The sequence below is a fragment of the Parabacteroides sp. PF5-9 genome (genome assembly GCF_029893105.1).
Taxonomy (GTDB): domain Bacteria; phylum Bacteroidota; class Bacteroidia; order Bacteroidales; family Tannerellaceae; genus JARXWG01.
On the sequence record NZ_JARXWG010000009.1, the window covers coordinates 63,409 to 75,653 of the forward strand.

8 protein-coding genes are annotated in these 12,245 nt (G+C 40.1%); 5 read left to right on the forward strand and 3 right to left on the reverse strand.

From position 1 onward, the window contains the following. Positions 1–14: 14 nt before the first annotated feature. The 3 genes from M2135_RS07015 to M2135_RS07025 form a co-directional block, all read right to left on the reverse strand. Positions 15–2,663 carry a DUF5916 domain-containing protein gene (locus tag M2135_RS07015; protein WP_280747816.1) on the reverse strand — a complete coding sequence of 883 codons (2,649 nt, stop codon included), beginning with the start codon at positions 2,661–2,663 and terminating at the stop codon, positions 15–17. A gap of 135 nt (positions 2,664–2,798) precedes the next feature. Further along, entirely contained in the window at positions 2,799–3,647 is an 849-nt protein-coding gene (locus M2135_RS07020) for a hypothetical protein (protein ID WP_280747817.1), read from the reverse strand. Between the two features lie 194 nt (positions 3,648–3,841). Continuing rightward, positions 3,842–5,515, reverse strand: a complete 1,674-nt coding sequence (locus M2135_RS07025) for a DUF6377 domain-containing protein (protein WP_280747818.1) — start codon at positions 5,513–5,515, stop codon at positions 3,842–3,844. Between the two features lie 254 nt (positions 5,516–5,769). On the opposite strand from M2135_RS07025, the gene M2135_RS07030 reads away from it, so the two are divergent. The 5 genes from M2135_RS07030 (at position 5,770) to ispF (ending at position 12,212) form a co-directional block, all read left to right on the forward strand. Beyond that, the gene (locus M2135_RS07030; protein ID WP_280747819.1) at positions 5,770–6,420 is read left to right on the forward strand and encodes a redox-sensing transcriptional repressor Rex; all 651 of its coding nucleotides are present in this window, start codon (positions 5,770–5,772) and stop codon (positions 6,418–6,420) included. Positions 6,421–6,423: 3 nt separating this feature from the next. Beyond that, positions 6,424–7,038, forward strand: coding sequence for a fumarylacetoacetate hydrolase family protein (locus M2135_RS07035; protein WP_280747820.1), 615 nt, complete (start codon positions 6,424–6,426; stop codon positions 7,036–7,038). Beyond that, positions 7,035–10,457: a type IX secretion system sortase PorU gene (gene porU, locus M2135_RS07040; protein WP_280747821.1), complete on the forward strand. Its 3,423-nt coding sequence runs from the start codon at positions 7,035–7,037 to the stop codon at positions 10,455–10,457. Before M2135_RS07035 ends, porU begins: the two co-directional genes overlap by 4 nt. 112 nt (positions 10,458–10,569) lie before the next feature. Next, positions 10,570–11,712, forward strand: a complete 1,143-nt coding sequence (gene porV, locus M2135_RS07045) for a type IX secretion system outer membrane channel protein PorV (RefSeq protein WP_280747853.1) — start codon at positions 10,570–10,572, stop codon at positions 11,710–11,712. Between the two features lie 20 nt (positions 11,713–11,732). Continuing rightward, positions 11,733–12,212, forward strand: coding sequence for a 2-C-methyl-D-erythritol 2,4-cyclodiphosphate synthase (gene ispF, locus M2135_RS07050; RefSeq protein ID WP_280747822.1), 480 nt, complete (start codon positions 11,733–11,735; stop codon positions 12,210–12,212). Positions 12,213–12,245: the final 33 nt, after the last annotated feature.

The window sequence follows — 12,245 nt, forward strand, 5'->3', positions numbered from 1 at the left end:
TTTTTTGTGGGTTGTTATAAATTAATCCAATAATTCAACTTGATCATAAACACATTAGACGCAGGCAGCCCGAACATACGGTCGAGGTTATTGCCCCAACCGGAGACAATACGGTTTGCTCTGTCCGACATGGTATGTTCCCAAACCAGATAAAGAGTAGAACCTGGTCTATATTCCCAACGCGCCACCAGATTGGAACGGAATTCATTAAAACTGAAATCAGGATTTGTGAACTGATAATGTTTATCGTTCCAGTTAATATTGTACTGATTATCAATAGGGGCACTAATCTCATTGCCTTCAAACAAATGGTAGCGTTCTTTGTGATTTCGAGCCAATGTATTTGTGGCATGTTTAAACTGAGAATATTTACCGGTAGAGGTATATGGCGAGCCGTAGAACTGAATGGAGATATCCGGCGTCACATTCATTTGAACTTTGAGGGTTAATCCATATGTGTCTTGCCGCATGTGTCCCATAACATAATCATCTGATGAAAAAGGGATGTTCGAAGTGTTACCCGGTATGGTTGTTACGTATTGCATATGTTCTTTTTTGGTTTCATAGGTAAATTCTCCGGATAGTAACAGATGATTGCCCAAGCGTAAAGAGATAGCCGGAGTAATCGTTTGATATAAATTGCCACTTGTAGAATAGTCATTGATATATTCGGTAGAAAACACAACGCGTTTCGATTTATCACTATTTATATTGAGCGTACTTACAATGTACGGATTGACACGAAGTGCAGGACCTCCATACAATTTACGGGTACCGATATAGTTCCATCCATAACTTTCCGCCAGGCTTATCTCAAAACGATTTAAGAGCATGCTTTTCCACTCAAAATCCAAAGAATTCTGGATAGCACGCCCTCCGTAGTCCCATTTATTGGTCTGTTTCAGTGTGAATGTGTTTTTTCTGAAGAATTTCCATCTATTGGTCTGCTTAAATGTAACCTCCGTTTCATTGGAGATATAATCTGCATCTTTCATATATCCGAGCGTATTCAAATCGAATCCGGGAGAAGACCAACCGAACGTTTCGGAAAAGATCCATTTGGCAGTCCCTTTTCTGCCTACTTTCAGGTAGCCTCCTGTTCCTGTTAAAGTGCTCTTGTTGGGATCGACTCCCAGATAGTCTGATGTAGTCCGTTGATAATAATGCGCCGGACTTTGTTGTAAAAGAGTTATAGCCTCTTCTGATCCGGTCAGGTGGCTGAACATCCCTTTGGCTTCAACATAATAAAGACGATCAGCAAAATAACGTGTAAAATCGATCCCTCCCGTAAACGCATTTTGAACCAATATTTTTTTCAGGTGATCTTCATTCAATGCCCGGTTAACTGATGTGACCATTCCTCCCAATAATGTATTTCCTTTCCAGTTTTTCTGTACACGTGCAACGGTGTAATTGGTAAAGGGTTCTACCACTTCTTTTGAAGCTGTTCCGTTACGGGTCACTTTCAAGGATGAACGTGCCGTAAAACTTTGTACGACCCCTAATGTAACTCCTCTCCTATTGGTTCCGGTAAGTTTCAATGCGCCGATAATGGGGATATTCTCCAATGTACTCGCAAAATGAGTTTTATTATCAATATTTTCCGGAGTAAATGAAGGTTGTGCACCTATACGACGCGAATAAAACATCATATCCTTTCCATTGTTGAAATCCAGAATATGTTTTCCTTCCAGAAAAAAAGGACGTTTCTCATCATAAAATGTTTCATAGGCTGTCAGATTCATCATTGAAGGGTCTAATTCAACCTGTCCGAAATCAGGATTGACGGTCAGGTCAAGTGTAAAATCAGCGATAGCAAGTTTGGCATCCAATCCAATATTTCCATCCCATAAATCTCCTTTTTGATACGGACTTCCCGCTACTTTAGGTTCTTGTTTGTATTTACCCATAACATAAGGTAGTATTTCTATGCCTTTTGGTTTGGGTAAATCATTCATACCATGCATTTCACCAAAAGAAAAAACATGCCCATTGTTTGTTGACGGAATCAAACTCCAACTCTGTGATTCATCATTCCTGCGAATAACACGACGTACATGCAGTCCCCAGATGCCATCATTCGAGAGTTGGTTATAGCGTAACTGGCTAAATGGAATTCGCATCTCAGCCGTCCAGATCGAATCCTGTAAATTTACATCTGTTTTAGCATCCCATACGGCATTCCAGCTACGGTTTTCCACTAATTGATCGGTCACGATCTGATCTGTCCGGTTTCCTCCCAGATTCAATTCAAACTCGAATGCTGCCCGAAAGTCGTGATAGGTGTCAAAGGCGATACTGACCAGATCGCCAACCTCATTTGCATCACGATTATCTATAAAACGATTCATTTTCCAAGGTTCGATATCTTTACAAGAAAGGCCGACATAGATGTATTTCTCGTCGTAAAAGATTTTCATCTGTGTCGGAGAATCAGTCAGTCGACGCTCATAAGGTGAACCCTGTACAAAATCATCCGACCATTCCCCCTGGTTTTCCCAGACAGGATCATTCAGTTTCCCATCGATCACGGGCTTTTCATTCGTCAATCGGGTGATATGATATATACGTTTGTAAGAATCTTCAAAAGAAATTTGTGTATAGTGCTGCGCATAACAACTCAGAATCGCGAATTGAAACACTAATAGGAACTTATATTTCATGATTAAATTCTCTTTAGTTTATGGATAGGAGGCTGTCGTATTTTTGTAAATAAAGGCATAACAAGAACACTCTACCGCCATTAGAGACGGCAGAGTATCTTAAAAATAACATCAGTAATTGTTATTGCAACTTATTTAAATCTCTCGTTCGGGTATGTAAAAATCTTTTTGTGTCAGTTGACATTTTTGGGCGATATACTTGCAATAGTCTAAACGTCCTGTCTTCTCATCGCGGGTATCCGAGCCAAAGGTGAATTTCAAACCGGCACGTTTAGCCATAAGGATGAACTCTTCGTGTGGTACGCGTACCAAATCGTTGATCTCGATGGCGATGTTTCTTGCACGCGCGGCATCAATAATCTGTTGTAGGCGTTTTTTTGTCCATAATTTATGGTATTCACGTTCAATACTTGCAGGTAAAAAGAGAGGGCAGGCAAATATATTTATCGGGTCGTCGCCAGTGAGGATCGTCATATAGTGCTGCATATTACGCCCCATAAACGTCTCGGGATCATCAATATAGGATGCATATTCCCATACGTTGATTGTTTCGTTATAACCATTTCCATTGGAAACAACCTGTGGATCCATAGCCACATAGTCGGCCTGAGCAATGAGTTCGGGTGAGAAATTCTTGGACCATCCCGGCATCATGGGCTGTAAACCGATATACACAGGGTAAGGTTTTAATTCATCAATATAAGCTTTTAAATCGGCATCGCTTTTCATGCCCCATGGCGCAATATTCTGCATGACACCAAACCGTATACCTGTTTTTTCAGATTTAGCTACAATATCCTCGATCGTCTGTTTGTTAGAGCGGTGGACATGTAGATCCATCATTAGATAATCGGATGTTGCCGGTATAGTGCTACCATTACTCATTACTTCATCAGCCAGATAGCGTTCTGTTGCTCTAGTTTTTCCCATTAGACCTCCGGCTATAAGTAATCCCGTTGTTTTCAGAAATGTTTTTCTTTCCATATTATTATTCTATTTTAGGTTATATCGGTGAGTTTTTTCTGTTGAATGAATCAACATCGTAAAATTAACTCAAATTCATATGGAGGATAAGTGCGGGAATAATTATGTAGATATTTAAAAAAGCTATCGTATTGTTGGATAGCTTGTTGAATAGTTGTGATAAGATGAAAAATGTAGTTGTTTTAAAGGGGCTGTTATTTCTTTTTTTGATGTAAAATCCCTATTTTCATAACCCTTTCTTCAAATGTATCACGCGATATGGAGGCTTTGTTTCTAATCTTTGTCCTATAATTATAAACAGTACTCAGCGAGCACCGGAGAAAAGACGCTATTTTCTCACTATCGGTAATCCCTAAACGCAACAAGGCATAAATACGTAGTTCTTTATTTAAAAAATTTTTCGATTTTAGTTTAATTCGTTCTTCCTTGAGCAATAGTGCGTTGAAGTCGGCGATAAAAGTAGGATATAAACTTAAGAATACAGTATCAAAATGTCGATACAAATCATCGTATTCACCGTCTACTTCTGTTGTGGATTTTAGTTTTTTGATTAGTTGTTCAAGTTGTTTGTTTATGGCTAATTTATGTAAGGATCTCCGGTTTTCTTCCATTTTGTTGATGTAATTCGAACACAGATCAAAAAATTGAGCAATATATTGTTCTTTAATATGGTTGGCTTCCTGCAAAAGGATGTTTTTCTCCGATAATAAGTGATTGGTATTATTCAAATCTTCATTCAACTGAAGCAATTTATCGTTTGTTTGTAATAGCACTTCTCTCATTTTTGCCAATTTCTTCATCTGTTGATAGATATAGACTACGAGTATAACCAGAAAGACCGAAAGTATGCAGACCAACCCCAGATATAATCGCAATTGCCTTTTCGCATAAGTTTCCTTGGCTTGATGCGAGGCATTTATAATGGAATAAAATTCCGATAGTTGCATGGTTCGAAATTGCACATTGCAAAATACAGCGTCTTCGATAGCTGACTGTGTGTATTGAAAGGCTTTTGCTATATCTCCAGCTTCATAGTATACCAAAGCAAGCTCCTGGAATGACGCATTCTCCTTTATCCCTCCCTTTATATCAGCAATAGCCGACAGTAGGAAATATTTTTTTTCCAGCTGTTTATTCTGCATAATTCTGTAAACTGCTCCAAGATAGTAGGTGATAAATGCATAATCATGTGAATCGACCGCAGCTTCTTCCAATAAGTTCAGGAGTATTTTTTCAGCCTGTTCAGCCTGTTTATAAGTGATGCATTGCCGGGCTTTGTTTATTTTGTATGTATAGACTGAGGTGGGCAATGTGTTCAGTAAGGAGTCGCGGTATTCTTCTTTTTGCTGCGCATAACCTGGTAGATTATAGGCGGCTCCGTAACGTTCAAAAAAGAGGCAGTAGGCATAATAATAATCAGGGAGTAATCCTTTGGGTAATTCAGCTGAATTTAGGCTTTTCAATATATTTTCCGATTCACGAAACAGTCCAGAACAAGAATACATGGTCGCCAACTGAATACAGGAGATGTAGGCCAGCGAATCTATCTCTAATAAACCAGCAATTTGTAGATTCCTTTCTGCAAAACAGACAGCAGAATCCAGTTTGTATGTTTTATATTCTTCATACAATTTCCGGTTTATTTCATATTTCTGCTCCAAAGAAAAATCAGACAGGCTTAGCATATCTTTCAATTTATTTATCCGTTGTTCCTTTTGTAGGGCAAGTTGTTGCTTGTTGACCATCAAATGATCCAGATAATTGGATAATGCTTTTATGTCGTTATTTCCCCATGCAGGAGTATAGACAACACAGATCAACAAAATAAGACACCCTACACCTGAGAATATTCCGGTATTTAGTTTCATTTTTTAATAGACTATGATAAGCGCACTCTTTCCTTATTAAAATAAAAATTCATCCATTCGGATCCATTCCGAATTCATACGGGCAATATAGACAAAAAGTCGGATTGATACAAAAAACGGACAAAGATAAGCGCTTGCAGACTCACTAAATAAATGCGATAATACAACTCACACCCAAAAAAAATCGTAACTTTGCGATTAGAAACAACAAAGGATTTGTTGTATGCGTTTATTTATTAAATAGAGGAGATACAATGCCTACCAATGGTGATAAACAAACATGGAAAGTACCAGAACCGACACTCAGACGATTGCCGTGGTATCTTGCCTTTGTGAAGTTATTGAAAGGCAAAGGAGAAACTTTTGTTTCATCGACACAAATATCCAAAGAGATTAGTGTCGATTCCAGTCAGGTCGCCAAGGATCTTTCTTTTGTAAAAATATCGGGTAAAACGCGGGTGGGATATGAGATTGATACATTAATTAATGTATTGGAAGATTTTCTTGGATTTAATGCACAACATAAGGCTTTTCTGTTCGGAGTAGGAAGTCTTGGAGGCGCCTTATTGCATGATTCGGGATTGGATCAGTATGGCGTAGAAATCATTGCAGGGTTTGATGTGCGTGAAGAACTGTCTGATACAACAATCAATGGAATTCCGGTGTTTCATATCAGCGATTTTGCTAAAAAGCAAAAAGAGTTAGGTGCAACAATAGGCATCATCACTGTGCCGGTAGGTAAAGCACAAGAAGTGACCGATTTGGCTATTGCCGGAGGGATTAAAGCGTTATGGAATTTTACCCCTTTCCGTATCCGTGTACCTGAACATATTGTCGTACAGAACACCTCTTTATACGCCCATCTCGCTGTTATGTACAACCGCTTGAATTCGCTCAACCATTAAAACATGAAGATCATCGCTGTCGGAATGAATTATGCCGCTCACAATAAAGAGCTTCATCATTCGTTAGAATTATCGGAACCTACTATTTTTATGAAGTCCGATTCATCGTTATTGAAAGAGGGTAAACCTTTCTTTATTCCTGATTTTTCATTAGAGATTCATTATGAAACGGAAATTGTCGTAAGAATCGATAGGTTAGGGAAAAATATTGCCGAACGTTTTGCGCACAGGTATTATCAGGAGATTACCGTGGGTATTGATTTTACAGCACGGGATATACAGAATCGGCTGCGATCACAAGGATTGCCTTGGGAAATCAGTAAAGCGTTTGATAATTCGGCGGCAGTCGGTGAGTTTGTCTCGCTGGAAGAGGTGGGTGATATCAATCAGATACCGTTTCATTTAATGATAAACGATCGGAAGGTACAAGAAGGAAATACGGCAGATATGCTTTTTTCGGTTGACAGGATCATCGCATACGTCAGTCGCTTCTTTACTTTGAAAATTGGTGATTTAATATATACAGGTACACCAGCGGGAGTCGGACCGGTTCGTATAAACGATCATCTGAAAGGATTTCTGGGAGACCGAAAAGTGTTGGATTTTAAGATCAAATGAAGCAATTATTTTATACATTACTGTTGTTATTCATTACCGGTACACTTGCGTGGAGCAATGGCAACCGCTATGCCGCCAATTCGGTATTGGATGGTGGAAAATGGGTAAAAATCAGGGTGGACTTTACCGGTATATATAAGCTTTCCTATCAAGATTTGCGTGATTGGGGATTTTCCGATCCGGAGAAAGTCTCTGTTCATGGATATGGCGGTTGGCCTTTGGATGAAGATTTCAGAAAGGAATATGTGGACGATCTGCCTCCTGTTGCCGTCTGGCGCGAATCGGATTATATGCTCTTCTATGCGAAAGGACCCATTAAATGGGATTTATGGAGTTCCAATAACGATCCTGACTATAAATCGTTTACCCATACAGTGAACCCTTATTCCAATTATGGGTATTATTTCCTGACCGACTCTATTCCTCCTAAAGAGATGGATACAATAGAATCTGCTGGTCAAAGTGTTCAAAATATTACTGTTTTTGATGATTACGACCTGCATGAGAAGGAATGGTATTCGCCGAATGAATCGGGACGCGATCTGTTCGGTGAGTCGTTTGCCACAAACCTGAAGCAAGATTTTAAATTCTACATCCCAGGTATTGTTCCAAACGGAAATGCCAAAGTCAGTATGCGTTTTATTTCCAAAGCGACCAGTACCAACGGCGGATCTGTTTCTCTATATATCGACAATGAACGTATTTTACGAGGAAGTTTCCCGTATAGTGCAACAACCGGAAATGAGGTATATACCAAAGCGACCTCTGTCTATCCGATAGAGGATTGGACGGGGGTAAAGAGCGAAAATATAGTGGCCACTGTCCAGTATGACCAGTCCGGACATCAGAATGTTCATCTCGATTTTATCATACTCCATACAGAACGTGTATTAAAACCTTACGACGCATTTACGCTTTTCAGAAGTATTCCTTCGATAGATAAAGCCTCGCAGTTTATCATACAGGAAGCGAATAGTAACACACTGGTTTTTGATGTGACCGACGGTGTCAATCCCAAAGTGATGCAAACAACTCTCAGCGGATCAGAACTTTCGTTTACTATTCCGGCCGGAAGTTTACGTGAATTTGCGATTGTACAGAAGGATAAATCATTTCCTACTCCCCTAAAAGAGGGGGATGTCAAAAACCAAAACTTGCATGCCTTGCCGCAAACAGACATGATCATCATATCCTCTTCTGAATTCAAGACACAGGCTGATCGTTTGGCGCAGATACATGAAGAGAAAGACGGATTAAGCGTGAAAGTCGTCAATCCTAAAGAGATCTACAATGAATTTTCCAGCGGAGCGCCTGATGCAAGTGCTTACCGCCGTTTCATGAAAATGTTTTACGATCGGCATACGTCGGAAAAAGATGCACCGAAATATCTGTTACTGTTTGGAGACGGAGTGTACGACAATAGAGGAGTTTCTAACAACTCTGATATCCAAAGTATCTTCAAGCAATATGGCGATCAGTTATTGCTTACCTATCAATCTGTTAATTCGATCGATATCGGTTCTTATGTCACGGATGACTACTTTGGGTTTCTGGATGATTCGGATATCATTATGCAAAGCAGTACATTGGATATCGGAATCGGACGATTGCCTGTTCGAACAGCTGAAGAGGCGCGGTTGGTGGTCGATAAGCTGATCGGATATATGAATAACAATGTCACCGGTGGATGGAAAAATAATGTGGCTTTTGTTGCTGATGATGGAAATCAGTCGGATTCATTTGATACGGCACATATGTACAATGCTGACGTTTTGGCTGAATACGTCGAAAATAACCATCCGGAATTCCTGGTCAACAAAGTCTATTTTGATACTTACAAGAAAAATAATGCCGGAGGACACAGTTCATACCCAGACGTCAATTCCAAAGTTCAGCAACTATTGAAAAACGGATTATTGACGATCAATTACTCCGGCCATGGAGATACTAAATCATGGGCAGAAGAGCGTGTTATGACGGAAACAATGATTCGGGATGCACAATATACACGGCTACCCTTATGGATCACGGCTACTTGCGACTTTACCCGGTTTGACTCACCTACGACCTCTGCCGGTGAATATGTTTTGTTAAATAAAACCAGTGGAGGAATTGGACTATTTACCACGACGCGTGTGGTCTATCGGGAACGAAATTTTATTATCAACCAACAACTCACACGGTATCTTTTCAGTAAAAATGATAACCGCCGGCTTACGTTGGGTGAAACGATTAAAGAGGCCAAAAGAGCGATAGGGTCAGACAGTAATAAGCTAAATTTTATCCTCATTGGTGATCCGGCTATGAAATTGGCTTATCCGGAATACCAGATGGAGGTAAGCGCCATCAATAATCAACCTGTGGGAAATGACACCGTAACATTTCAGGCACTAAGTAAAATAACTGTCGAAGGATATATTAAAGATCCTGACGGAAATATAGCGACAGATTTTAATGGTAAAATAAATGTCACGGTATTAGACAGTAAAGATAGTATCACAACACTGGATAACAACAGTAGTAAATATGGTGTATTTCAATATACCACCTATCCGAACACCTTATTTATTGGTAATGAAAGTGTAAAGGATGGAAAATTCAGTTTTACTTTTACAGTACCCAAAGACAATTCTTATTCGGGTAAAAGCGGCAAGATGAGTTTGTATGCAGAGGATGAATCTTCCGGCCATGAAGCACAAGGTAAATTCCTGAACTACATTGTCAAAGGGACTGATACAAATGCGGAAGAGGATAGGGATGGACCTACTGTTAAGGCGATATATCTGAATGATACGACCTTCGTTAGTGGTGGAAAAGTAAATCCGACTCCCCTGTTCTTTGCTCGTTTATGGGATAAAAGCGGTATAAACATTACCGGTAGCAGTATCGGGCACGATATGATGCTGACAATCGATAATATGCCTACACGAAGTTATAACCTGAATTCATTCTACGAAATAACGTCAGACTCAGACGGTGAAGGATTGGTGCAGTACTCAATTCCTTCTCTTGATCCAGGCATACATGAGGCTGAATTTATTGTTTGGGATGTACAAAATAATTCAACGAAAACAACATTCTCTTTTGAGGTGCTTGAAGGGTTAAAACCATATATCTCCGAAGTGTATGCAACGCCTAATCCTGCACGTGAACAGGTGGAATTCAGACTCGAGCACAATCGTCCTGAATCAAAAATCACGGTGGAAATAATGGTCTATGATATTACCGGAAGGCTTCAGTGGAAAGCGTCAGAAACTGGCTCCTCCGAACTCTTTAAGGCTTATGTTGTTTCATGGGATCTGACCAATATGAATGGTTCACGTTTGCGTCCGGGTGTCTATTTATACCGGGCAGCGATTCGTACAAAGAATTCCAAAGAGGCTACTAAAGCGAACAAATTAATCATTCTGGCACAATAAAGATTACTCAATTCAGTTTATATGTAAGAGCAATAAATGCTCACGTTTAACAAATAGAATTATTATGATGAAAGTTTCAAAAGTCTATGTATTCTTCATAATCCTTTGTGTGATGACTTCCGTTTCGATCTCAACAACAAAGGCTCAAAACAAAAAAGATTTTGCTCCGATCCATACAGCTGTTCCTTCGCTATCAATTGCACCCGACGCCCGTGGAGGTGCTATGGGGGATAATGGAGTGGCAACAACTCCGGATATCAGTTCCCAGTATTGGAATCCGGCCAAATATGCTTTTCAATACAGTAAAGCGGGTATTTCTTTATCCTATACCCCTTGGTTGCGTAAGTTGGTTAATGATGTGGCGCTCGCGTATTTATCAGGATATTATAAGATCGGCGATAACGATCTTCAGGCAATCGGTGCATCTCTGCGTTATTTCTCATTGGGAGAAGTGAGTGAGCCGGGGCACGACACCCAATCTTCTATCATAATGAATCCTTACGAATTAGCCCTCGACGTCAGTTACAGCCGTAAACTTTCGGAATCTTTTTCTATGGCAGTTGCTTTGCGTTATATCCGTTCAGATATGAGTGCACAGACACAAGATGATATGGTTCCGGCAGATGCGTTTGCTGCCGACTTAGCTGGTTATATGGAAAAATATGTGATGATTGGTGGCGGTGAAAGCTTATGGAGTTTCGGGTTTAATATCTCCAATATGGGGACTAAGGTATCCTATGATGAAGGAACGACCAATCAGTTTTTGCCCACAACATTGAAGCTGGGTACCGGTTTGTTATACCCGCTGGATGACTACAACCGTATTGGTTTCTATGTCGACCTGAGTAAATACCTCGTGCCCAGCTACCCTGTTAAGACGGGAAACACAGAAGAAGATCAGGTCGCTTATGATCAAGCCATTATTGATTATAATAATATCGGATCGATTAAAGGGATGTTCAAATCGTTCAGTGACTCACCCGGTGGTTTCAGTGGTGAATTAAAGGAAATTATGGCATCAATCGGTGTGGAATATGGATATAACGATCAGTTCTTTCTTCGTGGTGGATACTATTACGAAAATGAAAATCAGGGAAACCGTCAATATTTTTCACTAGGTGCCGGTTTCCGTATGAGTGTATTCCAGTTGGATGCCGCTTATCTGATCAGTACCGTACAAAGTAACCCCTTGGATCAAACCCTTCGTTTTTCCCTGTCATTTGATATGGATGGACTGAAAAACCTGTTTCGATAATCAATCAAACCTGTTTTCAGATGAAAATACGCGTTGGATTCGGATATGATGTACATACTCTTGTACCCGATCGGGAGTTATGGCTCGGTGGAATAAAAATCGATCATACCCATGGTCTATTGGGACATAGCGATGCTGATGTGTTAATTCATGCGATTTGTGATGCGCTCTTAGGAGCGGCCAATATGCGGGATATCGGTTATCATTTTCCGGACACCTCCGATTCGTATAAAAATATAGACAGTAAAATTCTTTTGCGGGATACGATTCAACTATTGAATGATGCCGGTTTTGAATTTGGCAACATCGATGTGACAATCGTCGCTGAAAAGCCGAAGTTAAATCCACATATTCCATCGATGCAGCAAACACTTGCCACTGTGATGCATACCTCGCCGGAAGATATTTCTATTAAAGCGACCACCTCCGAAAAAATGGGCTTTGTCGGTCGCAAGGAGGGTATTGCAGCCTATGCGGTAGCCCTCATTACAAAGAAATAACGATTCTCCGACGTTACGATTCCCTCCTCTCCT

Excerpts from the sequence above, each read along its gene's own strand:
- M2135_RS07015 (WP_280747816.1), bottom strand. The coding sequence starts at position 2,663 with ATGAAATATAAGTTCCTATTAGTGTTTCAATTCGCGATTCTGAGTTGT.
- M2135_RS07020 (WP_280747817.1), bottom strand. The coding sequence starts at position 3,647 with ATGGAAAGAAAAACATTTCTGAAAACAACGGGATTACTTATAGCCGGA.
- M2135_RS07025 (WP_280747818.1), bottom strand. The coding sequence starts at position 5,515 with ATGAAACTAAATACCGGAATATTCTCAGGTGTAGGGTGTCTTATTTTG.
- M2135_RS07030 (WP_280747819.1), top strand. The coding sequence starts at position 5,770 with ATGCCTACCAATGGTGATAAACAAACATGGAAAGTACCAGAACCGACA.
- M2135_RS07035 (WP_280747820.1), top strand. The coding sequence starts at position 6,424 with ATGAAGATCATCGCTGTCGGAATGAATTATGCCGCTCACAATAAAGAG.
- porU (WP_280747821.1), top strand. The coding sequence starts at position 7,035 with ATGAAGCAATTATTTTATACATTACTGTTGTTATTCATTACCGGTACA.
- porV (WP_280747853.1), top strand. The coding sequence starts at position 10,570 with ATGACTTCCGTTTCGATCTCAACAACAAAGGCTCAAAACAAAAAAGAT.
- ispF (WP_280747822.1), top strand. The coding sequence starts at position 11,733 with ATGAAAATACGCGTTGGATTCGGATATGATGTACATACTCTTGTACCC.